General features: G+C 66.0%; 32 protein-coding genes. 15 read left to right on the top strand and 17 right to left on the bottom strand.

Annotation, left to right across the window (positions count from 1 at the left end):
• Positions 1-108: 108 nt before the first annotated feature.
• From QX128_RS12790 to QX128_RS12780, 3 genes are all read right to left on the bottom strand, one after another.
• Positions 109-549: a nuclear transport factor 2 family protein gene (locus QX128_RS12790; protein ID WP_315803282.1), complete on the bottom strand. Its 441-nt coding sequence runs from the start codon at positions 547-549 to the stop codon at positions 109-111.
• A 192-nt stretch (positions 550-741) separates the two neighbouring features.
• Positions 742-1008, bottom strand: coding sequence for a hypothetical protein (locus QX128_RS12785; protein WP_315803283.1), 267 nt, complete (start codon positions 1006-1008; stop codon positions 742-744).
• Between the two features lie 134 nt (positions 1009-1142).
• Positions 1143-1589, bottom strand: a complete 447-nt coding sequence (locus tag QX128_RS12780; RefSeq protein WP_316237601.1) for a nuclear transport factor 2 family protein — start codon at positions 1587-1589, stop codon at positions 1143-1145.
• 328 nt (positions 1590-1917) lie between these two features.
• Here QX128_RS12780 and QX128_RS12775 point away from each other — a divergent pair, with 328 nt between their 5' ends.
• From QX128_RS12775 to QX128_RS12760, 5 genes are all read left to right on the top strand, one after another.
• Complete coding sequence (locus QX128_RS12775; RefSeq protein WP_316237659.1) at positions 1918-2139, top strand: hypothetical protein; 222 nt, start codon at positions 1918-1920, stop codon at positions 2137-2139.
• Positions 2140-2292: 153 nt separating this feature from the next.
• On the top strand, positions 2293-2685 hold the full coding sequence (locus QX128_RS12770; RefSeq protein WP_316237600.1) for a hypothetical protein: 393 nt from the start codon (positions 2293-2295) through the stop codon (positions 2683-2685).
• A gap of 757 nt (positions 2686-3442) precedes the next feature.
• Entirely contained in the window at positions 3443-3616 is a 174-nt protein-coding gene (locus QX128_RS12765; RefSeq protein WP_316217505.1) for a hypothetical protein, read from the top strand.
• Positions 3617-3957: 341 nt separating this feature from the next.
• A complete protein-coding gene (locus QX128_RS33235; protein ID WP_410051438.1) occupies positions 3958-4551 on the top strand; it encodes a papain-like cysteine protease family protein in 594 nt (197 codons plus the stop codon).
• Positions 4552-4577: 26 nt separating this feature from the next.
• Positions 4578-5180, top strand: coding sequence for a hypothetical protein (locus QX128_RS12760; RefSeq protein WP_316237599.1), 603 nt, complete (start codon positions 4578-4580; stop codon positions 5178-5180).
• Between the two features lie 79 nt (positions 5181-5259).
• Here QX128_RS12760 and uvrB read toward each other — a convergent pair whose 3' ends face one another.
• The 4 genes from uvrB to QX128_RS12740 all read right to left on the bottom strand — a co-directional run bounded on the left by uvrB (position 5260) and on the right by QX128_RS12740 (position 10417).
• Positions 5260-8664 (bottom strand): excinuclease ABC subunit UvrB, encoded by a 3405-nt coding sequence (gene uvrB, locus QX128_RS12755; protein ID WP_316237598.1) that lies wholly within the window; start codon positions 8662-8664, stop codon positions 5260-5262.
• A 164-nt stretch (positions 8665-8828) separates the two neighbouring features.
• Positions 8829-9011 (bottom strand): hypothetical protein, encoded by a 183-nt coding sequence (locus tag QX128_RS12750; RefSeq protein WP_315714095.1) that lies wholly within the window; start codon positions 9009-9011, stop codon positions 8829-8831.
• Between the two features lie 203 nt (positions 9012-9214).
• Positions 9215-9427 (bottom strand): hypothetical protein, encoded by a 213-nt coding sequence (locus QX128_RS12745; protein ID WP_315803493.1) that lies wholly within the window; start codon positions 9425-9427, stop codon positions 9215-9217.
• 66 nt (positions 9428-9493) lie between these two features.
• A complete protein-coding gene (locus tag QX128_RS12740) occupies positions 9494-10417 on the bottom strand; it encodes a LysR substrate-binding domain-containing protein (protein ID WP_315803292.1) in 924 nt (307 codons plus the stop codon).
• A gap of 90 nt (positions 10418-10507) precedes the next feature.
• Here QX128_RS12740 and QX128_RS12735 point away from each other — a divergent pair, with 90 nt between their 5' ends.
• The 3 genes from QX128_RS12735 to QX128_RS12725 are packed head-to-tail and all read left to right on the top strand — an operon-like array spanning position 10508 to position 12242.
• Positions 10508-11269 carry a sulfite exporter TauE/SafE family protein gene (locus tag QX128_RS12735; RefSeq protein ID WP_316237597.1) on the top strand — a complete coding sequence of 254 codons (762 nt, stop codon included), beginning with the start codon at positions 10508-10510 and terminating at the stop codon, positions 11267-11269.
• A gap of 7 nt (positions 11270-11276) precedes the next feature.
• Complete coding sequence (locus tag QX128_RS12730) at positions 11277-11516, top strand: hypothetical protein (RefSeq protein WP_316177581.1); 240 nt, start codon at positions 11277-11279, stop codon at positions 11514-11516.
• A gap of 30 nt (positions 11517-11546) precedes the next feature.
• Positions 11547-12242 (top strand): glutathione S-transferase family protein, encoded by a 696-nt coding sequence (locus QX128_RS12725; RefSeq protein WP_316237596.1) that lies wholly within the window; start codon positions 11547-11549, stop codon positions 12240-12242.
• Here QX128_RS12725 and QX128_RS12720 read toward each other — a convergent pair.
• Positions 12239-13027 carry a crotonase/enoyl-CoA hydratase family protein gene (locus tag QX128_RS12720; RefSeq protein WP_316237595.1) on the bottom strand — a complete coding sequence of 263 codons (789 nt, stop codon included), beginning with the start codon at positions 13025-13027 and terminating at the stop codon, positions 12239-12241. The two genes, QX128_RS12725 and QX128_RS12720, sit on opposite strands and share 4 nt — an antisense overlap.
• 92 nt (positions 13028-13119) lie before the next feature.
• Between QX128_RS12720 and QX128_RS12715 the strand changes: the two genes are divergently transcribed.
• Complete coding sequence (locus QX128_RS12715) at positions 13120-13749, top strand: helix-turn-helix domain-containing protein (protein WP_316237594.1); 630 nt, start codon at positions 13120-13122, stop codon at positions 13747-13749.
• Here the strand turns inward: QX128_RS12715 and QX128_RS12710 are convergent.
• The 4 genes from QX128_RS12710 to QX128_RS12695 all read right to left on the bottom strand — a co-directional run bounded on the left by QX128_RS12710 (position 13724) and on the right by QX128_RS12695 (position 15962).
• Positions 13724-14206: a hypothetical protein gene (locus QX128_RS12710; protein ID WP_316237593.1), complete on the bottom strand. Its 483-nt coding sequence runs from the start codon at positions 14204-14206 to the stop codon at positions 13724-13726. The genes QX128_RS12715 and QX128_RS12710 overlap by 26 nt on opposite strands.
• 14 nt (positions 14207-14220) lie before the next feature.
• Complete coding sequence (locus tag QX128_RS12705; RefSeq protein ID WP_316217496.1) at positions 14221-14718, bottom strand: hypothetical protein; 498 nt, start codon at positions 14716-14718, stop codon at positions 14221-14223.
• Between the two features lie 342 nt (positions 14719-15060).
• Positions 15061-15744 carry an HAD family phosphatase gene (locus QX128_RS12700; protein WP_315803300.1) on the bottom strand — a complete coding sequence of 228 codons (684 nt, stop codon included), beginning with the start codon at positions 15742-15744 and terminating at the stop codon, positions 15061-15063.
• Entirely contained in the window at positions 15741-15962 is a 222-nt protein-coding gene (locus QX128_RS12695) for a cysteine-rich CWC family protein (protein ID WP_315803301.1), read from the bottom strand. Before QX128_RS12695 ends, QX128_RS12700 begins: the two co-directional genes overlap by 4 nt.
• A gap of 145 nt (positions 15963-16107) precedes the next feature.
• On the opposite strand from QX128_RS12695, the gene QX128_RS12690 reads away from it, so the two are divergent.
• The 4 genes from QX128_RS12690 to QX128_RS12675 all read left to right on the top strand — a co-directional run bounded on the left by QX128_RS12690 (position 16108) and on the right by QX128_RS12675 (position 19850).
• On the top strand, positions 16108-17628 hold the full coding sequence (locus QX128_RS12690; RefSeq protein ID WP_316237592.1) for a DUF1800 family protein: 1521 nt from the start codon (positions 16108-16110) through the stop codon (positions 17626-17628).
• A complete protein-coding gene (locus QX128_RS12685; protein ID WP_316237591.1) occupies positions 17625-18848 on the top strand; it encodes a DUF1501 domain-containing protein in 1224 nt (407 codons plus the stop codon). The genes QX128_RS12690 and QX128_RS12685 overlap by 4 nt, the downstream gene beginning before the upstream one ends.
• A gap of 134 nt (positions 18849-18982) precedes the next feature.
• Positions 18983-19303 carry an antibiotic biosynthesis monooxygenase gene (locus QX128_RS12680; RefSeq protein WP_315803304.1) on the top strand — a complete coding sequence of 107 codons (321 nt, stop codon included), beginning with the start codon at positions 18983-18985 and terminating at the stop codon, positions 19301-19303.
• A gap of 103 nt (positions 19304-19406) precedes the next feature.
• Positions 19407-19850: an endonuclease domain-containing protein gene (locus QX128_RS12675; protein WP_316177599.1), complete on the top strand. Its 444-nt coding sequence runs from the start codon at positions 19407-19409 to the stop codon at positions 19848-19850.
• Between the two features lie 264 nt (positions 19851-20114).
• Here QX128_RS12675 and QX128_RS12670 read toward each other — a convergent pair whose 3' ends face one another.
• From QX128_RS12670 to QX128_RS12650, 5 genes are all read right to left on the bottom strand, one after another.
• Complete coding sequence (locus QX128_RS12670) at positions 20115-20576, bottom strand: GNAT family N-acetyltransferase (protein WP_316177600.1); 462 nt, start codon at positions 20574-20576, stop codon at positions 20115-20117.
• A 61-nt stretch (positions 20577-20637) separates the two neighbouring features.
• Positions 20638-20832: a hypothetical protein gene (locus QX128_RS12665; RefSeq protein ID WP_316237590.1), complete on the bottom strand. Its 195-nt coding sequence runs from the start codon at positions 20830-20832 to the stop codon at positions 20638-20640.
• Positions 20833-20899: 67 nt separating this feature from the next.
• A complete protein-coding gene (locus QX128_RS12660) occupies positions 20900-21151 on the bottom strand; it encodes a hypothetical protein (RefSeq protein WP_316237589.1) in 252 nt (83 codons plus the stop codon).
• Positions 21152-21345: 194 nt separating this feature from the next.
• Complete coding sequence (locus tag QX128_RS12655; RefSeq protein ID WP_315803309.1) at positions 21346-21996, bottom strand: glutathione S-transferase family protein; 651 nt, start codon at positions 21994-21996, stop codon at positions 21346-21348.
• 193 nt (positions 21997-22189) lie between these two features.
• On the bottom strand, positions 22190-23422 hold the full coding sequence (locus QX128_RS12650; RefSeq protein WP_316237588.1) for a glycosyltransferase family 87 protein: 1233 nt from the start codon (positions 23420-23422) through the stop codon (positions 22190-22192).
• Positions 23423-23614: 192 nt separating this feature from the next.
• On the opposite strand from QX128_RS12650, the gene QX128_RS12645 reads away from it, so the two are divergent.
• Positions 23615-24817 (top strand): pyridoxal phosphate-dependent aminotransferase, encoded by a 1203-nt coding sequence (locus tag QX128_RS12645; RefSeq protein WP_315733933.1) that lies wholly within the window; start codon positions 23615-23617, stop codon positions 24815-24817.
• A gap of 121 nt (positions 24818-24938) precedes the next feature.
• Positions 24939-25463 carry a DUF992 domain-containing protein gene (locus QX128_RS12640; RefSeq protein WP_315803311.1) on the top strand — a complete coding sequence of 175 codons (525 nt, stop codon included), beginning with the start codon at positions 24939-24941 and terminating at the stop codon, positions 25461-25463.
• Positions 25464-25479: the final 16 nt, after the last annotated feature.

Genomic DNA, 25479 nt, shown 5'->3' with positions numbered 1-25479 from the left:
ACCTGTGTGCCGGAATATGGTGGAATCTTGGCGCAAAATTATGGCTGCGCCAGTCACGATGTGTTGGGTTGCCGGTGACTGTGACCACAATCCAACAGGCAGGGCGGCTCAGGCGAAGCTGCCGATGCGCGGCAGGTCGATCGGGCGGCCGAGCGTCTGCTCGACCAGGTCGAACGTATCGATCAGGATCCGCAGCCGGGCGAGCTTGCCGGCGCGGAATTGCATGAATTGCGCGAGCCGCGCCGTGATCGGCTTGTCGGAATCCTGCGCCGTCATCGCGCAGCGGACCATGGTCGCCGCGCTGGTCTCGTCCAGCATCAGGGTCTCGCGCTCGATCCGCCGGATGCTCACATGCTCGGCGATCTGCCTGACGGCGTCGAGCACGGCGGCGCGGCCGTGCCGGGCGCCGAGGAAGGGAAACATGTCGATCGGGCCGTAGATGGCCCAGTCGATGTCGTCGTCGAGAAGCGCGGCGAAATCGTCGAAATGGCGGTCGTTGATCGCGCCATGCAATGCGCGCGACAGACGCCAGAGGCTGTGCTCCGTCATCGGGTCGGGATCCTGAACTGGCTTGCGAGGGGGCGCGCCGGCCTTGAGGCGACGTCGAAACGACGTCGCGCCGGGGCGCCGAATCTATCTCTCTTACGCCTCACATAAATCAACCACCTGCGCGCGCAATGGTTGTTTTTGCATTGCACAAATGCGCGCCGCTACCGGTCCCGCGCGCGGGCGCCGGGGCCGTCAGCGTCCTTCGTGCTGCAACCGCTGCTGCGCGATCGCGACCTCGTGCTCCCGGAAGGCGGCCAGGCCGAACAGGGTCGCGCCGGCGAGACCGCCGATCAGGGCGCCGAGCGGCATGAAGGTGAAGAACACCAGCATGCCCGCATAGCCTTCGAACTCGCTGGTGTTGAACAGCTCGATCCAGGCCAGTCCAAGCCCGATTCCAATCGTCGCGCCGCCGACGACGCCCATCACCAGTCCGGCCATCGCCAGGAATGCTATTCTCATGTCACCGATGCCCCGTATACCACCGCTGATGGGGTGCGGAGCCGGGGCCACAGGTTCAAGGCAATGCAGCAGCCGTCGGTGACGTTTGCGTGATCGGCAGGCTCGGCCCGTCGTCGGCCACGGCTGCGCCGGCGTCAGGGCCGGGCGGCGCCCGCGATCAGCAGCCGGCTGAGATCGCATTCCAGCACCTGCTGCACCAGGTCGTAGGTGTCCATGATCTCGCGGATGCGGGCGACGCGGCCGTCGCGCAGCGTATAGAAGGCGGCGAGGTCGTACTGCACGATGCGGTCGTTGTCGCGCTTGCGCAGGAAGATGCGCAGATCGACGGCGACCTGGTCGGCTTCGCAGATCATGGTCTTGATCTCGTGCCGGACCTCGGCATAGCGGCTGCGGGACGTCTCCCACATCTGCCGCACCTCGGCCTTGCCCCGGCGGCGGCCGAGATGGGGGAAGATGTCGATCGGCGCCGAGGCGAAGTGCTCGATGTCGTCGGTGCACTGCGCCAGCACGCTGTCGAAATCGCCGGCGGCATGGGCCTCGAGCAGCCTGCGCACACGCTGCTTGTTGATGTGCTCGATCATCCTGTCTCCACTGACGGGACTACCCGCGTCGGCGATGTCGTTCTGGAGATGCCGGCGCGCGGCCGTCAACCACCTGTGTAACCGTCGGCCAGCTCTATGCGCCGGTACGGTGAACGGAAGCTTGGCGGGTGATCGCGTCACGATCATGTCTGGGGGGCGTCTCTCAGCTCATCCAGCTGATCTCTCAGCTTCTGGGTCATCACCGCGCGCGACAAGGTTCGCGCAACGCGTCATGCCGGTTGCGAGCCGGGAACCGGCCCGCGGCGTCGCCGTTACCCCGCACCAATCCAAGCGGAGCTCGATCATGACGATGTCGATCACGAAGACCATGCTGGCCGCCTCGGTCGCAGCGCTGGCGCTGCTGTCGACGCAGGCCGCCGAGGCCAAGGGGTGCATCAAGGGCGCCATCGTCGGCGGCGTCGCCGGCCATTATGCCGGTCATCACGGCGTGCTCGGCGCCGCCGCCGGCTGTCTCTACGGCCGTCACCGCGCCAACGAGCAGGAGCGTCAGCAGCAGCAGGGCCAGGTCAACGGGCAGGGCCGGACCTAGTCGATGCGGCGCGCCGCTCGTCTGCGGCGTGCCTCCGCCTCGGCCCGGAGACGGTGCCCGGCGTGACAGGTCTCACGGTCCGCGCCGGACGTGGCGGCTAGACGGGAGCGGTCTGGTCCTCGCCGAGGGCCGCCGCAACCGGATGTCCAGGCCATGCTCACCGTCGCCTCCCCCAGCACCTCCGCGCCGAAGGCGGCGCTGCTCAATTGGCTCGAAGGCATGGCGCTGACCGCGCTGTTCCAGGCCATCCCGACCTACGCCGGCGCCGCGCTGATCCTCAAGCTCGCGCACTGCACCGCGCTGCGGCCGGGGATCATCGGCTTCGTCGCGAGCGCGACCATCATCCACGTGCTCATGACCTCGGCGGCAGGCCCGCGCTTTCAGCGCATGCTCAGGCAGGCCTACGCGGCGGAGTTCTACGACGCAACGCTCGGCCTCGCCGACAAGGTGCTGCGCTGGCGCACGCAGCCCGAGGGATCGCTGCAACTGTTGAGCTCGACCGTGATGCTGGCGCTGCTGTCGGTCGCGGTGCTGGCGATGGGGTGACGCGGGCGCCGTCCCGCGAAGCATGGCGTCAGCTTCGGCGTAGCGCTCGTGTGCGCCCCGGCTCGTCCGACACGTCGGCGAGGACGGCGCGCGTCTGTCTCAACCAACTCCGTCGTCGTCCCGGCGAACGCCGGGACCCATACCCCCAGGGAGCGGTTTGAGGCAAATTGGTCATGGGCATTTTCCCATCACGTCCGCCGCTGCGTATGGATCCCGGATCGGCGCCGCGACCCGCTGGCGCGCGTCACGGCTTGTCCGGGACGACAGCGGTGGGTTTGGCGGATTTACGATTCAAACAGCGATCGAGTTGAAGACATGAGGACGTGATCTCGCGGCGAGATTCGCCCGAGTGATGCATCGAACACGTCCCTCGCAAATCATGCAGAGGGCGCAGGGAATGCCGGGTGAAGGCCTCACCCATGGCCCGCCTGCGAAAAAAAAGCAGGCGGCAGGTACCACAGGCAAAGCCGAACACTCCGGCATTCCCTGCGCGACGGTCTTCACGCTTATACGCAGTCTCCCTGGTGCGCCGGGCTTGTTGGCCACCATCCCCAGCGCAATGCGCTAGCATTGCGCCAGGTTGATACCAGCGTCGGGGTATCAGGACGCTGCGACTTCACGTCCGTGCCAAGCCGTTCGTCCGCGCATCCGAAGACACGCTGCGACTTGATCGCGGCCATCGCATCCCCACCTCGCGTGTCGTGACGATCGCGCGCTACGCCCCTCTGCGATGAGGCGGGATGCGGGGGAGATAATCATGATTTCCGATAAAACGCAATATGTTTTTATTTTTCGGAATAAGCGCTGGGTCTTTCGCTTGTCAGGCCGGTTATCTGGCGGAGCTGGTTCGGTTGCCTCAGGACCGCTCGGCATCCTGAGGCCAATGAAAAAATCGCTGTCTCGATTTGAGGGCGGAGTGTCGCTGAAGTGATTGCCTCGTGCCGAGCAGCCCTCTGCAGCCTTCTCGCGAGGGCAACCGTCTTGCTGGCGTTATGGCCACTGGCGGTAAGCGGTCTGCCGACTGAAATCCTCGCCTATATCTACAATGTAAGGCTTCGTCGGTCACGGCGAGGAAATCGCCTCAACAGTTAGGCGCCTCTCCCTCCCCCGACTACTCGGATAGTTTGATTTTAAAGATCTACAATCTATGATAGATTTCGGACGTTTGAAGTTGTAAAGGGCCGCCGAGGCTGTTCTTGAGATGACAGCGTCGGTCTGATGCACCCACGTCCTATTGATTTTCAGGAATGAATACTGGCGAAGGACTAACGGATGTCTATGCAGACGGTACCGTCGGGATCCACCGGTGGAGGCGCTGGTTCGAAATCATTGAGTGGCTTCGCGGTTCAGATGCAGGAACAAGAGTTCTGGTGCTGGGCTGCCGTGAGCGCGAGCGTCGCCATCTTCTACGGTGCGGTCAATCGGACACAATGCGAAGTTGCTTCAGGTGAACTGGCACCTTTGGATTGCTGTGGGGTGGATGCGAGCGGTGCATGCAATCGGGCGTGGTACCTGGACCGCGCGCTCACTCGCGTTGGTCACTTTGCCGGTCTCATTCTCTCCGACATATCCTTCGCGGACCTCGTGAGCGAAATGAATGCTGATCGGCCATTAGGTTGCCGGATACAGTGGGCCGGCGGCTTTGGCGCCCACTTTGTCGGAGTGGGCGGATGGTCCCGGGATGGTACGGGCCTGGAGTATGTGGAGGTTCACGATCCATTTTACGGCTTCGTTCAAATCGCATACAACGATTTTTGCTCGTCTTACCGTTCTCCCGGAGACACATGGACGCATACGTATTTTACTTCTGCAACTCCTAGCCCCGTGGCCGGCGGCCCTGTCGCGGACGCTCCGCTTTCGGCGTAATGGGATCGTAAAAAGGGACTCCCGATATGACTATTGTCAGTCGTCTTGGTCCGTCTGGCGGGGTGGCTGCGGTGAACGCCGCTCTCCCGCATTTGTTGTCCAGGGGCCCTCGAAGCAGCAGTTCTACGCTCGGCGGCGCCAAGAAAGTTCATAACAAAGGTGCGATCCCGCTTTTTCTGATTAGTCCAGCAGACGCACTAAAATCTGATTTTCTGCACAAGAGCGATCCCACGGCGTGGCGATATCCGATCGTTTGGGCAGGCGGCATAGCCTTGGCTGACGTCCGAGCCGATAAAGCTCCTCCAAATCTCTCAGCGCTTATTCGCGGACCTGTGGCCGAGCGCTTTTTCAAAGCGACGGAGATAGTGAAGCGGGAGTATGAATCCTCGAGTGAAGAGTATGAGGTCAGAGCGCTGGAGGTGCCTGCAATGTATGTGACGGCACTATGGCTACATGAGGCTCGCGGGTTTGAGGATATTTTCTTTCCAATAGCAGAAGGCAAAATCGAGCCAAGCATAGATGGCAGAGGTATAGAAGATGATCCGCATTTCCTCGATCGACTGAAAGAAGCGGCACAAGATCGCTTCGCTATCGCCGTCCCGTCTTCTCCTCATCGACGCGGTTTCTAGAATTGTTGCGGTCGACTCAATAGTCGCGCATGATTTGATGATCTCGTTTAATCAGTGTGGCTTTCCGTAAGGTTTGTGTTCACCGCTTCTTCCACCCGCCCCGCTTCCCCGGTGCGCCACCCGTCGACCGCGGCGCAGGGCCGAATTCGGGGCCGGACTCGCGGGAGTTGGTCGGCTGGATGATCTTGCTGCTGCTGCCGAACGGCTTTGCCGGCAGCTTGGCGTTGGGGCGGTAGGGCAGGGATTCCGGGCCGTGCATCTCGTCGAGATGGGGCTTGTGGACTTTGGAGCTGGTGCTGCGTGAGGCGCCGCCGGTGATCTCGTCGACCGAGGGCAGCAGTGGATCGTGGTCGCGAGACTTTGCGCCGCCACGACCGCCGCGACTCGCGGGCCCCCCTCCCTGACCCTCCCCCACGAGGGGGGAGGGAACGGAGGGACCGCCGGCGCGGCTTGATGAACTGCGGCTGGAGCCACCCCGGCCCTTCAAGGCCGCCGTCGGCAAATTGGCGGCGTCGCCGTATTTCTTGGTGCCGGCGTAGGCGCCGGCTTTGCCTTGGACGGTGCGCTGCTTGGCGGTGGGGTCGTCGACGACGGCGAGTTCGGTGGCGCGGAGGCGTTTAACCTCGTCGCGGAGGCGAGCGGCTTCCTCGAAGTTGAGATCGGCGGCGGCTTCGCGCATGCGGGTTTCGAGGTCGGCCAGGACGGCCTCGAAATTGTGCCCGATGGAGATGACGTCGTCGGTGGTGGTGCCGCCGCCGGTCTCGATCAGCACGTGGTCGCGCTCGTACACCGAGTTGAGGATGTCGCCGATCGACTTCTTGACGCTCTCAGGCGTGATGCCATTGATGGTGTTGTACTCGACCTGCTTCTCGCGGCGGCGGTTGGTCTCGGCGATGGCGCGCTCCATCGAGCCGGTCATCTGGTCGGCGTAGAGGATCACCTTGCCGTCGACGTTGCGCGCGGCGCGGCCGATGGTCTGGATCAGCGAGGTCTCGCTGCGCAGAAAACCTTCCTTGTCGGCGTCGAGGATGGCGACCAGCGCGCATTCGGGAATGTCGAGGCCCTCGCGCAGCAGGTTGATGCCGACCAGCGCGTCGAAGGCGCCGAGGCGGAGATCGCGGATGATCTCGATGCGCTCGATGGTGTCGATGTCCGAGTGCATGTAGCGGACGCGGATGCCCTGCTCGTGCAGATATTCGGTGAGGTCCTCGGCCATGCGCTTGGTCAGCACCGTGATCAGCGAGCGATAGCCCGCCTGCGCGGTGGCGCGGACCTCGCCGAGGAGATCGTCGACCTGGGTGCGGGCGGGCCGGATGTTGACGGGAGGATCGATCAGGCCCGTGGGGCGGATGACCTGCTCGACGAACACGCCGCCGGCCTCGTTCAGCTCCCAGCCGCCGGGCGTCGCCGACACCGCCACGGTCTGCGGCCGCATCATGTCCCACTCCTCGAACCGCAGCGGGCGGTTGTCCATGCAGGACGGCAGGCGGAAGCCGTATTCGGCCAACGTCGCCTTGCGGCGGAAGTCACCGCGGAACATGCCGCCGATCTGCGGCACCGTGACGTGGCTCTCGTCGGCGAACACCAGCGCGTTGTCGGGGACGTATTCGAACAGGGTCGGCGGCGGCTCGCCGGGCAGGCGTCCGGTCAGATACCGCGAGTAGTTCTCGATGCCGGCGCAGCTCCCCGTCGCCTCCATCATCTCCAAGTCGAAGGTGGTGCGCTGCTCCAGCCGCTGCGCCTCGAGCAGGCGGCCCTGCGCGTGCAACTGGTCGAGCCGCACCTTCAGCTCGGACTTGATCGACTTCATCGCCTGCACCAGGGTCGGGCGCGGCGTCACATAGTGCGAATTGGCGTAGACCTTGATGAACTCCAGCTCGTCCTGCTTGTGGCCGGTGAGCGGATCGAACTCCTCGATATTCTCGACGGTGTCGCCGAACAGGTTCACGCGCCAGGCGCGGTCCTCATAGTGCGCCGGGAAGATGTCGATGACGTCGCCGCGAACGCGGAAGGTGCCGCGGGTGAAATCGTGCTGGGTGCGCTTGTATTGCAAAGCGACGAGGTCGGCGATGAGCTGGCGCTGGTCGATGCGCTCGCCCTTCTTCAGCGCGAAGGTCATCGCGGTGTAGGTCTCGACCGAGCCGATACCGTAGATGCACGACACCGAGGCGACGATGATGACGTCGTCGCGCTCCAAGAGCGCCCGCGTCGCCGAGTGGCGCATGCGGTCGATCTGCTCGTTGATCGAGGAATCCTTCTCGATATAGGTGTCGGTGCGCGGGACGTAGGCCTCGGGCTGGTAGTAGTCGTAATAGGAGACGAAATACTCGACGGCGTTGTCGGGGAAGAAGCTCTTGAACTCGCCATAGAGCTGCGCGGCCAGCGTCTTGTTCGGCGCCAGGATGATGGCCGGGCGCTGCGTCGCCTCGATCACCTTGGCCATGGTGTAGGTCTTGCCGGAGCCGGTGACGCCGAGCAGCACCTGGGTGCGGTCGTTGCGCGCGATGCCCTCGACCAATTCCTTGATCGCCTGCGGCTGGTCGCCCTTGGGCTCGTAGGCCGATTTGATCTCGAAGCGGACGCCGCCTTCCGACTTCTCCGGGCGGGGCGGCCGGTGCGGCGTCCACACCTTGAGCGAGCCGTCGTCCTTGCGGAACTCGGGACGGCCCTCGCGGATCAGCGACTCCAGCGCTTCCGCCGTGGCCTTGACGCCGAGCGCCTCCATCTTGCTGCGCGGCGGGTGGGCGAGCGCTTCCTCGTCGTCCTCGGCCGTGGGCAGGCCGAGCTGCCGCGCCAACTCGGGATCGAGCGTCGGGATGGTGGCGGCGGTGCCATAATTGGCCTGCGGCGCTTCGGCGAGGCCGGAAGCGCCAGGCTTGTCAGAGGGCGCGTCCGCTTGCGCCGCGGCGCTCCCTCCCCCCTTGTGGGGGAGGGGTGGGGAGGGGGGTACTCCGGCACGAGCTGCGTCTGAGTCGTCAGCCAGCGCGGGAGGCGGCGCAGGTCGCGCTGCCACGCTCTCCTCCTCTCCCCCTTGCGGGGAGGAGGCGGGGGTGGATTCACGGGCAGTGTTGCTTGGGGCACCCCCCTCCCCAGCCCTCCCCCACAAGGGGGGAGGGAGCGCAGCGTCCTGCTGGGCTGAAGCTCGTGACGTGTCACGGACGGACGACCGCTCCCCCGCCGGCTGCGGATTCGGCCGCAGCGGCATGGGCCGCGCCGACGCGTCGCCGGTCGCGACATCCGCGCTCCTGCCCTTGGTCGACGCCCGCGCGCGATGCGCGGCGGCCTCGCCGCCGCTGCGGCGGTCCCAGGAATTGTCCGGCGGAGGCTGCAGTCCCGTTGAGGAACCGATGCCGCTCTCGCCGCGGTTGATGGCGGGATTGAGCAGCTCGGCGAGCGCGGGCCCGATCGGCTGCACGTCGGGCCGGTGCGCTTTCGATTTCGGAGTTCGGCCGGGCTTCTTGGGGGTGTCGGGGGTCTTCGCCATCGCCCGAATATGGGACGGATGAGGCCGACTTGAAAGAGTGATCGGGCGCCCCCTCCAGCCCTGCTGACAGCATGGTGGCAGCAGGACGCCGCGATGCGCATGCGCGCGGACGACCACGCGCGTTCAATGAGCGCGATGGCGTTCCCGCGACGCCGTGCCGATGGTCAATGCCGGGTCGGCTGCTCGACGATGTCGAGATGCACGCCGTGGCAGGCGACGCATTGCAGGGCCCAGTACTCGGAACCGCCGCGGCCGTTGATGACGCTCAGGACGCTCAGCTCTGCATCGCAGTCCGGGCATCGCGTACGCACCGAAAAAGCGAGGTGTTTGACGGCAGGCTCAGCCATGAATTGCAGTCCGCATTACGAATACACTCGGCATTTCGAATTGGCGTTTGGAATGTTGGCTTGGAACCGTCTGGCCGCGCGGGTGGACTCTCGGGGACTTCACTCTCGGAGATTGTTCCACGTCGCGCTATCCGTCTTTTCCCGGGGTTCGGTCGATATCCTCCGTCGCGTGCCTCAAAGTGCGCCGAATCGGTTTGCAGGTGTCAGCCCCACCGCTTGCGAAAGCGGTCGATATGGCTTTTCGCGTCGGCAATCGCCATGTCCGCATCGGACCAGGCGAAGCCGACTTCGAGCGAGGGGAACGAAACGCCATTGATCACCACCGGGGTCATGTCCGCGCGGCGGATCCGCGCGTGCCACAAGCCGCGTCCTGCTTCGAACGGCTCGATGGCGAAGTCCTCGTACAAATACGTCATTGCGCAGTCCTGGATGTCCCGAACGGCAACGACAGCATGAATTGGTCCGATCATTTGTGAACAGGTTCACACGTCCGCGTCTTTTTTGATCGCGTCCCTGCGTTGAGAATTCCGGGTCGCGGGCTGTGACGCCGCGCGCATGATCCAGCGCCGGAACGCGGCGAAATCACGTTGGCCGGCCTGGAAATGTCGGTAGACAAGATACCAGCGCTCGCCTTTCGGGACGGTCAGTGCGAACGGTGCAACCAGGCGTCCCGCGGCGAGATCGTCGTCGATATAGGGCCGGATGCCCATGGCGACGCCGAGACCGTCGATTGCGGCCTGCAGCGCATGTCCATAGTACTGGAACTCAGTGCCGCGCGCGCTGACGCGCGTGATGCCCGCGGCCTTCAGCCACAGCGCCCAGTCCTCGGCGGCGTGCGACACCCGCAGCAGGCTCGGTCCCTTGAGATCCGCCGGCTTCTTCAAGGTCGCGGCGAGCCGCGGCGTGCACACCGGCACGAGATCGGCGGCGAACAGCGGCTCGGCGACGAGGCCCGGCCAGGCGCCGTCGCCGAGCTTGATGCCGCAGCTCCAATCGTCGCCGAACGGCACCGCCGCTCCGCCGGTGGTGATGCGGACCTCGATGTCCGGCTGCTCGGTGCTGAAATCGGCGAGCCGCGGGATCAGCCATTTCATCGCGAAGGTCGGCCCGACGCCGAGCGTCAGCACCCGCATCGACGACGGCGCCATGATCTGCGCGGTCAGGCTCGACAGCGCGTCGAAGATCGGCGTCAGCCCGCTCTGATAGGCGCGGCCGGCGGCGGTCAGCGCTAGCCGGTTGGCCTTGCGCTCGAACAGCACCACGCCGAGCCGCTGCTCGAGCAGGTTGACCATGCGGCTGATCGCAGCCGCGGAGACGTTGAGCTCGCTGCCTGCCGCGGCGAAGCTGCCGGTGCGCGCCGCCGCCTCGAACGCCTTGATGCCGTTGAGGAACAGCAGCCGTCTCATCGCGCCCTCAGGAAAACTGATGGAGGGCAAGATAACTCGGTTTGTGCCGATATCGCCAGTGCGACAAATTGCATGGCGAGGAGCTCAGCCATGACACCCGCCCTGATTGCAGCGCTCGGATTGCTGATGGTGGCGACGGCGTTCCTGTCGGGCCTGTTCGGCATGGCGGGCGGGCTGATCCTGATCGGCGTGCTGCTGGCGATCATGCCGCTGCCGGCAGCGATGGTGCTGCACGCGGCGACGCAGATGGCGTCGAACGGCTGGCGCGCGGTGCTGTGGCGCCGACACATCCGCTGGCGGCCGGTCGCGGTGTATCTCGTCGGCTGCGCGCTGGCGCTCGGCCTGTGGTCGCTGATCCGCTACGTGCCGGACACGCCGATGGCGCTGCTGCTGCTCGGCATCACGCCGTTCATGGCGCGGCTGATGCCGCCGAGCCTGAAGCCCGATCCGGACAGTGTCTGGCAGGGCGCGATCTACGGCACGATCTGCATGGGGCTGATGCTGATGACCGGCGTGTCCGGGCCGCTGCTCGACACGTTCTTTCTCGGTGCGCGGTTCGATCGCAGGTCGATCGTCGCCACCAAGGCGACGTGCCAGGTCGCGAGCCATCTCACCAAGCTGATCTATTTCGGCGGCATCATCGACCAGGCCGCGGGTCTCGATCCGGTGCTCGCGCTCGTCGCCGTCGGGGCGTCGATGCTCGGCACCAGCCTGGCGCGGCGGCTCCTGGAGGCGATGAGCGAGCAGCAGTTCCGCACCTGGGCCAACCGCATCATCACGGCGGTGGCGAGCTATTACATCCTCTACGGCGGCTGGCTGCTGCTGGCCGCGCAGAGCTCGGCGGCGGAGTGAGGCGAGAATGGCCGTATCGGCAGATCCCCTGGTGCTGGACTTCGTCGAGTGGATCGCGCGCGCGCCGCGCCGCCACGCCGAGGTGGTGGCGACGTGGCGGACGAGCTGCCCGCGGCTGACGGTGTGGGAAGATGCCGCCGATCTCGGCTATGTCACGCGCGAGGCGATCGCGGGCGTCGGCATCTTCATCGTCGTCACCGACGCCGGCGCGCAGCTGCTGCGCGACAACGGCCGCGTGGTGCGCTAGAACGGTCCGGACGTGAAGGAAGGACCGGGAATGGCCGTGAAGCTGTATGAACTCGTCGGGACCGATGCGGGCCGCCCGTTCAGTCCGTTCTGCTGGCGCACGCGGATGGCGCTGGCGCACAAGGGGCTGAGCGCCGATACGATTCCGTGGCGCTTCACCGAGAAGAGCGCGATCGCCCCGCATGGCTCGGAGAAGGTGCCGGTCATGCTCGACGGCGACCGCGCGGTGGCCGATTCCTGGGCGATCGCCAACTACCTCGAGGACACCTATCCGGACCGGCCGTCGCTGTTCGGCGGCGCCGGCGGCCGCGCGATGGCGCGCTTCATGAATGCCTGGGGCGACATCGCCATCGTCGGCGGCATCTTCCCGCTGATCATCGCCGACATTCCGAAGAACCTCGCCGCCGCGGATGCCGACTACTTCCGCAAATCGCGCGAGGCGCGGTTCGGCAAGAGCCTCGAAGAGGTCATGGCCGCGCGCGACCAGGCCGTCATCGGCTTCCGCAGGTCGTTGGAGCCGCTGCGCCAGACCTTGAAGACGCAGGCCTTCATCGGCGGCGATGCGCCCGATTATGCCGACTACATCGTGTTCGGCGGCTTCCAGTGGGCGCGCGTGGTGAGCCCGTTCCGGCTGCTCGAGGAGAGCGACAGCGTCCATGCCTGGCGCGAGCGGCTGCTCGATGCGTTCGACGGGCTGGCGCGCAAGTCGCCCGGCCATCCGGTCTAGCTGGGGACCCGCGGCGGCCGGCGCTCGCGCCAGGCCGCCAGCCCGTCGGCGAGATCGCGGCTGCCGACCAGGCTCGCGAACTGCTCGCTCTCGACCTGCAGCCCTTCGCCAATCGTCATGTTGAGCCCGCGCGTCGCGGCGGTGATGATGCTCCCGACCGTGTCCGGCCCATGGCGGATGATGCGTTGCGCCAGCGCGCGCGCCGCCGGCAACAGCTCGTCATGCGGCACGACGGCGTTGACGAGCCCGATCTCCAGCGCGCGCTGCGCCGGGACAGAATCGCCGGTCAGCAGCAGCTCGAGCCCGCGCTTACGGCCGACCAGCCGCGGCAGCCGCTGCGTGCCGCCGAAGGTCGGCGGCATGCCGAGCCTGATCTCGGGCTTGGCGAAGCTGGCGCGCTCGCTCGCCACCGCCAGATGCACCGCCTCGGTGATCTCGCAGCCGCCGCCGAAGGCGAGCCCGTTGACCGCCGCGATGACCGGCTTGCGGAACGCCTCAAGCCGCGCCGTCATCGCCTGGCCGCGCCGGACGAAGTCGCGCAGCGCCGCGGCACGCCCCTGGCGGACGCTCGCGGTGAATTCGTCGATGTCGGCGCCGGCTGAGAAGGCGCGTTGCCCGGCGCCGGTGAGGATCACGGCCCTGACGCCGGCATCGGTCTCGATGCGGTCGAGCGCGGCCATCAATCGATCGATCAGCGCGTAGCTGAGCGCGTTCAGCCGCTGCGGCCGGTTCAGCGTGATCACGGCGATGCGGTCGGAGATGTCGAGCAGGATGAGGTCGGTCATGGCCTCTCGCAGGCTGAAGGGTGGAGCAGGCGGAGACTAGGCGCCGCGGCCGCCGAGGTATATTCACTGGTCAGTATACATTGGACGCCGCCATGCCCCGTTCCTCCGATCCCACGCCCGCCCGCATCGTCGCCGCCGCGAGCCGGCTGTTCTATGCCGAGGGCATCCGCGCCGTCAGCGTCGATGCGGTGGCGGAGAAGGCGGGGGTCACCAAGAAGACGCTGTACTATCATTTCCGCAGCAAGGACGATCTCGTCGCGGCCTATCTCGCCGCGCGCGACCAGCCGAACCTGGCGCTGTTCAAGCGCTGGTTCGACGAGACCGACGGCGCGCTGCCCGACAAGATCGCCGGGATCTTCAACCAGCTCGCCCGCGCCGCGCGGCATCCGAAATGGCGCGGCTGCGGCTTCCTGCGCACCACCGCGGAGCTCGCCAATCTGCCCGGCCATCCCGCCATCAGGATCGGCGCCGCCCACAAGAAGAAGTTCGAGGCCTGGCTGCAGGCGATCTTCGCAGAGCAGGGAATTGCCGAAGCGGACGCGCTCGCCCGCCAGATGCTGCTGCTGCTCGACGGCGCGTTCGCCGTCGTGCTGCTGCATCGCGACCCCAGCTACATGGAAACCGCGGGCGCGGCGGCACGGACGCTGATCGCCGCGACCCTGCCGAAGGGCAAGCGGTCCGCGTCGCGCGCAACCCTCAGCCGGCGCAGCCGCGTCCCCTGACCTGTTCGCCGCGGACGACCGTGGCGACCATCTGGCTCGCCATGCCGTCGAAATCGGATGGCTTGATGTAGCCGGCGGCGTAGGCTTCCTGCGTGAGCCGTTCGATCCTTCGATCCTCGGCGGTCGTCCATACGCCGGCGATATAGGCGGCGCCGGCCGGACCATAGGTCTCGGGGTAGCGCTCGTTCTGGTTCTGCCGATGATAGTAGTAGTGGTTGAGACCGCTGATGAAGTTGTCGCGCTTGGCGCCGCAGCGGTCGCTCCAGGCGAGGTCGAGCGACTTCAGCGCGTCTTCGCGCTGCGAGCGCCGGGCGTCCTCGGTGTATTTCTCGTGGTCCTGAAACTCCGCGCCGGTGACGGGCGGAAACGCCGCCGTGGTCGGCGCGTCTGTCAGGAACAGCCGTCCGCCGACCTGCCAGACGACGATGGCCGCAATGATGAAGATCAGCCGGTTCATGGCAGCGCCCGTTGCTATCGCCGGTCCCGTTGCGCCTGCCTCGTCCGGCACACCGCCGACTCGTCGGACCAGAAAGCGGGGCCGGCGAAGTGCGGGACCTCCTCGCGCACATCAGCCGGAAAGTCCGCCTTGGTGATGCCCTTCTCCTCGAAGGCTTCGAACAACGCCTCCTTCACGCGCTGATCGAGCGGCGTGCCGACGCTGTCGGCCGCCTCCCGAAGCGATTTGTCGGTGCAGATTTTCGCGCCCCAGAACTGCCGCTTGCAGTCCAGCTTGGCAACATAGGCCCGCGTGTAGGCCGTCAGTGCGTCGACCAGGTTCTGCTTCATGGTTGTGTCGCAGGGCGACAGCTTGTAGGCCGTCGCGGCCTGCAACGCGTCCATGCGTAAAACGTCCAGCTTGGGATTCTTGTCGCTCTGCGAGGTGTGCTGCGCGAGCCACGCCTTGCGCTCGAACTCCTTCGATTCTGGGCCGCCGAAGGTCCTGTCGACCGTCGGGGAGAGGGGAGCCACGACCGCCACGGTCCCGGGCGTCGGCGCAGCGAGATTTGATGCGGCTTCAATCGAAGCTGTCTGCATCATGCCCCGCCACGGTCCATCCGGAAGCGGAAACCCCCTGACCGCCCAACTCACACCAGCGAACGCAGCCAAGAATGCCGCACCTGCGGCGCCAATGAATCGCAACATGAAATAAGCCCATCCACCAACGCCGTGCACGGTAGGGCGTGCGGGTTAATGCATCCGATAGGGCCGTGGGCACCGGCGCAACGACGTGAACCGATTGTGACCATGTTCGGTCGCGTTTGAAGACAATGGCAAAGCTGTACGGCCGCTTCACAGGCCGCGGATCTGACGTCACATCCTGGCGGGCAGCACCGAACGGCGCGCGAGCAGCGCCATGGCGGCGTCGAGATCCGGCAGCACGGCCGCCGCATTCGCCCGCGAATGATCGTTCGGCGCCACGATGTCCGGCACCATCAAGGTGATCGCGCCGGCGGCGTACGCCGAGGCGACGCCGGGATTGGAATCCTCGATCGCGACGCAGGCTGGCGCGCGCGTCCGCAGCCGTTCCGCGGCGAGCAGATAGAGGTCCGGATGCGGTTTGGCACGGGTCACGTCGTCGCGCGTCAGCACCGCATCGAAGCGGTGGTCGATGCCGGCGAGGCCAAGGTGTTCCGCCGCCGTGCGGCGCGAGGAGGAGGTCACGACGGCCTTGGGCAGCCCGACCGCGTCGATCGCGTCGAGCAGCGCGATGACGCCGGGTTTCAGCGGCATGCCCGCCTGCAGGATCTCGATGGTCTTGGCCGCGAACAGGCGGTTGACTTCGAGCAGCGGAAAATCGTCGCCGAAATGGTCGCGCAGGGTCTGCTCGTTGTCGGGTCCGGGAATGCCGATCATCGCGTGACAGAGCTCGACGACGCCATCACTATAGCCGAGCGCATTCAGCGCTGCGATTGCCGCTTCGAGATAGACCTTCTCGGTGTCGAGCAGCGTGCCGTCCATGTCGAGCAGGACGGCTTCGACGTGCCAGCGTGTCACGAGCCCGGCTCCGGTTCGCCGGCCAGCCTCTTGAGGCAATTGATGCACAGGCAGTCCTTGAACCGGGTCTGTCCGGTCTCGGGCAGCGGCAGGCGCACGGCCTCTTCGAAGCACCAGCAGGAGCCGCCGGGATCGCAGCTGAACTCCGCGCCGCACGACTCGCAGATGAGTTGCCGCGCGGCCACGTCTGCTAAACGATTTGTCACCTTCGGAACCACGTCCGATCCACCTCTTTTCATGTCCGGTTCATCTGCGCGGGCAAGTATAGTGCGTGACAATCTGCCGCGCCATCGCAGTCTGCGGTCGCGGCAGCAAACTGCTTCGGGAGCTCCCGTGATGACGGGCCGCTGGTGAGGATGAGGCATGGCGCGTGATGCCCAGGCGGCTCTTGTCGCATTGAATCGCTTCGGCTTCGGCGCGCGTGGCGGCGCCTCGGGCGATCTCGTCAATGCGGCGTCGGACCCGCGCGGCTTCGTCAAGGCCGAGCTCGGCCGTCCCAATGGAGCGCTGCTGGAGGCGCCGGGCTTGCAGTCGACGCCCGCACTCGCCGCTGCCGTCTTCGCCTATCAGGACGAGGTCAAGCGGGCCCGCGAGGCCGCGAAGTCGGAGGCTGCGCCGCAGGACCCGTCCAGTCAGACGCGCGGCTTGTCCACGAACGGCGCGGACAAAGCCATGGCCGCGCCGCCCTCGGCAGCCCCGGCGGCCGGTGCCGACCCCGCACCCGCGATGCAGGGAGCGCCGGCAAAGCCCGCGCAGGCTCAGCAGCCGCCCAACGTCGTCCAGAAGACGTTCCGTGCTGAAGCGCTGGCGCGGCTGCAGCGCGCCGTGCTCGCCGATTGCGGCTTCACCGAGCGGCTGGTGGCGTTCTGGTCGAATCATTTCTGCATCTCAGCGGGCAAGGGCGAACTGGCGCGGATGTGGGCTGGCGCGTTCGAGCGCGAGGCGATCCGGCCGCACGTGCTCGGGCGCTTCGCCGACATGCTGAAGGCGGTCGAGCAGCATCCGGCGATGCTGTTCTTTCTCGACAACCAGGAATCGCTCGGACCGGACTCGCGCGCCGGCCAGAACCGCAAGCGCGGCCTCAACGAGAATCTCGCGCGCGAGATCATGGAGCTGCACACGCTGGGTGTCGGCGGCGGCTATAGCCAGGAGGACGTGACGTCGCTGGCGCGCATCATCACCGGCTGGAGCTTCGCCGGCCGCAACGCCCGCAACGCGGCGCCCGGCAGCTTCGTGTTCAATGCCAATGCGCATCAGCCAGGGCCGCAGACCCTGCTCGGCAAGGTCTACGGGGATGATGGCCTCGCCCAGGGCGAGGCTGCGCTCGCCGATATCGTGCGGCATCCGTCGACTGCGAAGTTCATCGCCACCAAGCTCGCGCGCCATTTCGTCGCCGATGATCCGCCGCCTGCGCTGGTCGCGCGGCTCGAGGCCGTATTCAAGAAGAGCGACGGCGATCTGAGAGCGGTGACGCTGGCGCTCGTCGATGCCGATGAAGCCTGGTCGGCACCGCTGACCAAGATCCGCTCGCCTTATGAGTTCCTGGTCGCGGGCGGCCGGCTGCTGGCGCGCGTGCCCGAGGATCCCGGCTTCTATCTCAATTCCCTGAACATGCTGGGACAGCCGCTGTGGGCGCCCGCAGGGCCGAACGGATTCGCGGATACCACCGCGATGTGGGCCGCCCCCGAGGGCATGAAGCTGCGGCTGGACATCTCCGCGCAACTCGCCGCGCGTCTCGGCAACAATCTCGATCCCCGTGATCTGCTCGATCTCGCCGCGGGAGACGCGACTTCGACGGAGACGCGGCGCACGATCGAGCGTGCGGAATCGCGCCAGCAGGCGCTGGCGCTGCTGCTGATGTCGCCGGAATTCCAGAGGAGATGACGATGGACCGGATCGCGACCTCGCTGTTGACCTCGCGTCGGCACCTGCTGCTGGCAGGCGCGTCCTTTGCCGCCTGGGGCTATCTGCCGAAATTCGCGCGGGCCGCCGATCGGCGTGATCCACGGCTGATCGTCGTGATCCTGCGCGGCGCGCTCGATGGGCTCGCCACCGTGGCGCCGGTCGGCGATCCCGACTACGCCGGGCTGCATGGCGCGATTGCGCTGACGACGGCGGGACCGAATCCGGCGCTGCCGCTCGACTCGTTCTTTGCGCTGCATCCGGCGATGCCGGAATTCGCACGCATGTATCGCGACAAGCAGGCGGCGGTGGTTCACGCGGTCGCGACACCGTATCGCGAGCGCTCGCATTTCGATGGCCAGGACGTGCTCGAAAGCGGCTTTGCCGGTCCTGGCCGCGTGCAATCGGGCTGGCTGAACCGCGCAGTCGAGGCTCTGCCACGCGGCCCCCGCGTCACGGGCGCGCTCGCGGTCGGTCCGACGGCACCGCTGGTGCTGCGCGGCGCAGCGCCCACCGTCGGCTGGGCGCCGGTGACCTTGCCGCAGGCCGATGACGACACCGCGACGCGGCTGGTGGACCTCTATGCGCATCGCGATCCCGCATTGGCGGCTGCGCTGTCGCAGGGGCTCAAGCTCGACAAGGTCGCGTTCGGCGACGACATGAAGCCGAAGCCGGGCGGCAACCAGATCGCGGCGATGCGCCAGGTCGCGCGCGGCGCGGCGAAGCTGATCGCGGCGGATGATGGTCCGCGCATCGCTGCGCTGGCGTTCGACGGCTGGGACACCCATGCCAATGAAGGCGGCGCGGTCGGCCGGCTGGCGCAACTCCTGTCGGGTCTCGATGGTGCGCTCGCCGAGTTCGAGAGCGGGCTCGGCCCGCGCTGGCGCGATACGGTCGTGATGGTCGCAACCGAGTTCGGGCGCACGGCGAAGATCAACGGCACGCAAGGCACCGATCATGGCACCGGCACCGTCGCCCTGCTCGCCGGCGGTGCGGTGAAGGGCGGGCGGGTGATCGCCGACTGGCCGACGCTGAAGATGGCCAGCCTCTACCAGGGACGCGATCTTGCGCCGACCACGGATCTGCGCGCGGTGCTCAAGGGCGTGCTCGCCGATCATCTCGGCATCGGTGAGCACGCCCTCGGCGGCGCGGTGTTTCCGGACAGCGCGGCCGTGAAGCCGATCAAGGGGCTCGTGGCGTAGGGATCGCTTGCGCCCTGTCCTGATCGGGTCCCGTAGCGTTCAACGTCGCGGCATCAGCGGCGATTGCCGCAGGCGCATTGCATCGCGAAGTCTGCTACTCCCTGGCCTGCGGCATTCATCCTCAGGAGATCAGCATGTTCATCGCCATGAATCGTTTTCGCGTTGCCAAGGGTTCGGAGGCCGCCTTCGAGCAGGTCTGGCTGTCGCGCGACAGCCATCTCGACAAGGTGCCGGGCTTCGTCGAGTTTCACTTGTTGAAGGGACCGGAAGCCGAGGACCATACGCTCTACGCCTCGCACACCATCTGGGCGTCGAAGGGGGCGTTCGAGGACTGGACCAAGTCCGAAGCCTTCCGCATGGCCCACAAGGGCGCCGGCGACAACAAGCCGCTCTATCTCGGCCCGCCGCAGTTCGAGGGCTTCGAGGTGAGGCAGACGGTGGGTGGGAAGAAGTAGGACGTTGCTCGGGATTTGGATTCGAGCTGCCGCTGCGTAGCCGGTATGCTCCCTCTCCCCGTTCTTCACGGGGAGAGGGTTGGGGTGAGGGGCAGCGGCACGGGTGGTGGTCGTCGCGCTCGCCCGGTCTCGTCAGCTCGTGCTGTATTGCAGTCTCAACGGCTTCAGCACGATGAAGACCTGCGATGAGGTACGGCACATGCGAGGACCAGATCTGAAATCCGTCGGTCTTGCTCGGCGGCTCCGCACTGCCCAGACGAACGCGGAGAACACGCTGTGGGATAAGATACGCAGCCGTCGGCTGGATGGTCACAAGTTTGTTCGGCAGCTCCCGGTCGCAGAATATATCTGCGACTTCGTTTGTCGAGAGAGGCGCCTCATCGTTGAAATTGACGGGGGACAACACAGCGAGTCTAAGCAGGATGTTGTTCGCGATCGCCGTTTAGCGGAGGAAGGCTATCGGGTTCTTCGCTTTTGGAACAACGATGTCCTAGGAAATATCGAAGGCGTTCTGACGCTGATTCAAGATGAGCTGACGCGTGAGTAGTGGGCGCTCTGGCAAGGCTGCACCGCCCGATCCGCTGCCCCTCACCCCAGCCCTCTCCCCGTGAAGAACGGGGAGAGGGAGCCCACCGATCGCACGGCAGCATCTCGCTTTCCGCTCTCAGAGGTGGCCACGCCAAAAAAATGCGGCCCCGGTCAGAGACGGCGACTGACGGGGACCGCTGAAACGCGTGACCGGTGACGGGGGATGATCAGGCGCTCGATGGAGCGTAGGCCTGCCCCGTGACGGCGGCGTGACACCGTCCGCTCACAGCGCCTTGCGGTAGACGATGAAGCCCGAGCGCTCGGCGACCTTGTCGTAGAGCGCCTGTGCCGTGGTGTTGGTCTCATGCGTCTGCCAATAGACCCGCGGCGCACCGGCCTGTCGCGCTTCGCGGTAGACCGCCTCGATCAGCGCCCGGCCGACGCCCTTGCCGCGGGCGGCCTCGCTCGTGAACAGGTCGTTGAGATAGCAGAGCGGCCCGATCGTGGTGGTGGCGCGATGAAACAGGTAGTGCGCCAGGCCGATCAGCTCGCCGCCGCTCTCGGCGACCAGGGCATGCACCGGCTCGTCGGCATCGAAGAAGCGCGACCATGTCACGGCGGTCACCTCGCTCGGCAGCGCCGTCGGCCCCGAACGGCCGTAGAAGGCGTTGTAGCCGTCCCAGAGCGGCAACCAGCGATCATGATCGTCGCGCGCGATGGCGCGCACAGTGAGGGCTTCGTGCATGAAGGCTTCGCCGTCCGTTTGAATCTCGACGGACCTTCGATACGCGCAGCCGCGCTCGCGATCAATCCGGGACGGGCGGCACCGGTTCGGCGGCGGGCGGCCGCACCAGCTCGACATAGACAGACCGATCCTCCTCGGTCAGCGGCGAGAACGAAAGCTCGCCCCGCCGCTCGATCAGGATCAGCAGTGACGCCGCCAGCAGGATCGCGAGTGCCAGGGTCACGGCAACGATTACGACCGTTGATTTCATCGCCATTTTGTGCGCGAGACAATCATCGCCTGTTGTCGCGAAAACCGCGAAGGGTTGTCAAAATGGCTTCCTGCTAAGCGGGCATCGACAAGAGGGCGCGGATCGACACCACCGCGATGGTGACGCTGACACCCAATGAGAGCGTGCTGGCCGCGATCGTTGCGACCACGGCGGTGGTCAGGCTCGGCGACAGGGTGAGCGTCGCGTCGTCGTGAAAGCCGCTGACGGGCGCCGGGAGCTCTCGGCGGAGGTCCGGCGCTAGCGGCCATGCCTGGCCGCGAACCCAACTGAACTTCGGAACGGAAGCAAGACGCCACCCGGACATGAAGTCGAAATCCCTTACCCATACATCCGCGAGCGAATCACTCGCAGAGGTAAATTCTAAGGTCGCGCTGGGCAGGATTGCGGCGGCAAATCAGAAAAAAGGGCAGAAACATGGCGTCGGCGGTGATCGTTCCCGCCATCGCGTGTATTTTCCCCGCTGTTCTACGGATAGTCGGTAGTCTTACGGTGAACGTGTCAGCCGTAGTCGGCAGCAATGCCTGCCGAATCGATCAGCGCCGGCTGCCAGTCCATCGCGACGAAGCCGGGCGTCTGCTCGACACGGCGCAGCCAGCTGCGGATCTTCGGGAAGGTCGACAGATCGAAGTCGCAGCGATCGGCGACATGGGTGTAGCCGTAGAGCGCGATGTCGGCGACCGTCAGCTGCTTCGCGGCAAAGTAGTCGTTGCTCTTGAGATGATTCTCCATCACCTGCAGCGCGGCATAGCCGCGCTCCATCCAGTCCTCCAGCGCATGGGTCTGCAGGTCGCGCCCGCCCTTGACCAGCAGCAGCCAGAAATAGGCGGCGCCGATGTTCGGCTCGAGCGCATGCTGTTCGAAGAACATCCACTGCAGCGCTTCGGCGCGCTCGATGCGCTGCTCCGGCACCAGCGGCGTGCCGCCGGCGACATACCAGAGGATCGCGTTCGATTCGGCGATGAAGCGGTCCTCGCCGACCTCCAGCAGCGGCACCTGGCCGCTGGGATTCTTGGCGAGAAAATCCGGCGTGCGGCTCTCGCCGCGCAGGATGTCGATCTCGATCGCCTGATAGGGCGCGTTCAGAAGCGCGAGCGCAAGGCGGACCTTGTAGCTGTTGCCTGACCGCTGCATCGAATAGAGCTTGTACATCCGGCCGGTTTCGAGTTCGAGGAATCAAGGGTTGGACGCATCGCGCATCCGGACGCCAGATCGTCCCGCAATGCGGCCAGACAATGATGCCGATGGGCGCAGGCTGCAAGAGCCGGCGGATGGAAAAAGTCGAAATGCGCTACTGCACTGCACTCTCGAATAACAACTTTCCAATAGATTCAAACAATCGAGATCACGCCTGCGCGATGCGCGCCTGTCCACCGATCTCGACGGCGCGATCGGTGAGTGCGCGGCGCAAGGTCAGCGCGAACAGGGCCATCAGAACGATGAGGCCCAGCGGTATCGTCGTCAGCCCTGCGACGCTGCGCGAAAGCAGCGGCACGATCCAGGCGGCCGCGAGTATGCTGAGCTCGTAGTCGCGAAAGCCGTTCGCGAGGCCGTGCCGGACGAAGAAGATGATCGCGACTGCGAGGACCACGAGGTCATAGTCGAGCACATAAGGCGTCGCCAGCAGGCTCGCGCTCGCCAGTGCCGATGCCTTGAGATCGAATGCGGCCTCGCTCTGCCACAGCCACGCAAGTGCGGCCGCGAGCGACAGCGCCAGCAGGCTCTGCAGCGCATAGGCGGACCTGACATCGGCGCCCCAATGCCGAGCGGCCGAGAACACCGACTGGATCTTCTCCCAGCCGGTGCCGCCTTGCTCGAGCACGACGCTCTGTGTGAAGGTCATCGACTGGAAGAAGGCGTGCCAGACGTCGTTGCCGAGCGCGGCGAAACTGATCGCGACCAGCGCGGCCACCGTGGCGGTTGCCGCAGCAACCGTCGGCCAGCGCGCGCCTGCGAGCAGCGCCACGGGAATGAGCACGCCGAATTGCGGCTTGTAGGCGAGCAGGCCGATCAGGATGCCGGCCGTCCACGGCCGGCCGCGCTCCATCGACAGCAGCGCGCCGCCGAGCAGCGCCGCGGTGAAGAATGCATTCTGGCCGTGACCGATGTTGACGAACACGGCGGGAAAGGCGGTCGCAACCAGCAGGGTCTCGGAGCGCGGCAGGATCGCGCGCATGACCGCGAGGTACGCGAGCAGGCTCGACACGACCCAGAGCGCGAGCCCGCCGGCATAGGGCAGCAGGGCGGTGATGGCGGCGATCGCGAAGAAGAAGGGCGGGTAGTGCCAGCCGAAGAACGGCACGTCGCGGCCGTCGAACACCGCCTTTTCCATCGCATGCTGCAGCGGCGGATCATAGGCGTCGGCCGCCTTGCCCTGAAGGGTCAGCACGCCTGCCGCATAGACGTTGGAGAAGTCGGTGCCGATCGGCTTGCCGTTGCGGTCGATCAGGCCATCGGACAGCGCGATCCAGCCGGCGATGGCCACGATCGTGACCGCGAGCAGGATCCAGCTGTAGGACTTGATCCGCGTGGCCGTCAGCCAGTCGCCGGATCGCAGGGCGTACCCGATATTGGTCATTTCGGCCTGAAACTCTGGACAATCGTGGGGGCCACGCTAGCGGGGCCGCTTTAACGTTCCCTAAAGTCTTGGGAGCCATGTGCCCAAGCTTCTTGCGATGCAGCGCCCGGGGCCTTAAAAGCAAGCGTTTCCCTGACATGACTGGTCGTGGCCCGAAAAGGGTGATCCACGACGCCTGCATAGGAGCTGATGATGTCCTTTCTCGCCGCTGCGCTCGACCGTGTGAAGCCGTCCGCGACCATCGCGGTCACGGACAAAGCGCGCGTCCTCAAAGCGGCGGGGCGCAACGTCATCGGGCTGGGCGCCGGCGAGCCGGATTTCGACACGCCCGACAACATCAAGCAGGCCGCGATCAAGGCGATCCAGGACGGCAAAACCAAGTACACCGCGGTCGACGGCATCCCCGAGCTGAAGGAAGCCATCATCGGCAAGTTCCAGCGCGAGAACGGCCTGACCTACAAGCCGAACCAGGTGATCGTCGGCGTCGGCGGCAAGCAGGTGCTGTACAATGCGCTGATGGCGACCATCAATCCCGGCGACCAGGTGATCATCCCGGCGCCGTACTGGGTCAGCTATCCCGAGATGGTGGCGCTCGCCGGCGGCGAGCCGGTGCCGGTGGTCTGCACAGCCGCGCATGGCTTCAAGCTGCAGCCGGAGGCGCTGGAGAAGGCGATCACGCCGAAGACCAAATGGCTGATCCTGTGCTCGCCGTCGAACCCGACGGGCGCGGCCTACACCAAGGCCGAGCTGAAGGCGCTCACCGAGGTGCTGGTCAAGCATCCGCATGTCTGGATCATGACCGACGACATGTATGAGCATCTGGTCTATGACGACTTCGTGTTCACCACGCCGGCACAGGTCGAGCCGTCGCTGTACGACCGCACGCTGACCGTGAACGGCGTCTCCAAGGCCTATTGCATGACCGGCTGGCGCATCGGCTATGCCGGCGGCCCGGCGCACCTGATCAAGGCGATGGCGACGATCCAGTCGCAGTCGACCTCCAACCCGTGCTCGATCGCGCAATGGGCTGCCGTCGAAGCCTTGAATGGTCCGCAGGACTTCATCCCGGCCAACAACAAGGTGTTCAAGGAGCGCCGCGACCTCGTGGTGTCGATGCTGAACCAGGCCAGCGGCATCGAATGCCCGCGCCCCGAGGGCGCGTTCTACGTCTATCCGTCCTGCGCCGGCACGATCGGCAAGACCGCGCCGTCGGGCAAGGTGATCGACAATGACGAGGCCTTCGTCACCGAGCTGCTGGAGACCGAGGGCGTCGCTGTCGTGCACGGCTCGGCGTTCGGCCTCGGCCCGGCGTTCCGCATCTCCTACGCGACCAAGACCTCCGACCTCGAGGACGCCTGCAAGCGCATCCAGCGCTTCTGCGGCAATTTGAGGTAATCGGGCAACAGCGACCTTTGAATCTCTAAAGGTCAATTTCCGCACAGAAAGGCGCCATGTTTTGAACATGGCGCCTTTCTTTTGTCCGGGATCAAGTTGCGTGGCGTAAGGTTGGAGTTCGATGCGGCTGCTTGTGCTGTCGATCGTGGCGATGGTGATGCTCGTGCCGCTCGCGCAGGCCCATCAGGGCCGCCCGATGCGTGCGGGGGTTCTGGAGTGCGAGGGCCGCCGGACGGCCGGCAAGCTCGTGATGTCACAGGCCCGTCTGCGCTGCGTCTTCCGCAGCCAGGGCCGCGCGCCGGAGCGCTATGTCGCCAAGGTCCGCCGCTACGGTCTCGATCTCGGACTGACGGATCAGACCCGGATGGCGTGGGCGGTGTACGCGCCGGTCAACGATTTCGGCCGCAGCGAGCTGCGCGGGCGCTATGGCGGATTGTCGGCCAACGCCGCCGCGCTGGTCGGCTTCGGCGGCAGCTTCCTGGTGCGCGACACCGATCGCGCCACCCAGCTGCAGCCGATCAGCCTGCAGGGGCAGACCGGCATGAACCTCGCCGCGGGAATCACCGAGGTCGAGCTGGTGCCGCTGCTGCCGATCCATCCGAGCCCGAGCCAGCCCTCGTCCTACTTCTCGCGCTACTATCGCTGAGCACGGCGACAATGCC

This window comes from Bradyrhizobium sp. SZCCHNR1015 (assembly GCF_032489875.1).
Taxonomy (GTDB): Bacteria; Pseudomonadota; Alphaproteobacteria; order Rhizobiales; family Xanthobacteraceae; genus Bradyrhizobium.
Note: the sequence above shows the minus strand (reverse complement) of the source record. Positions and strands in the feature narration are given on the sequence as shown.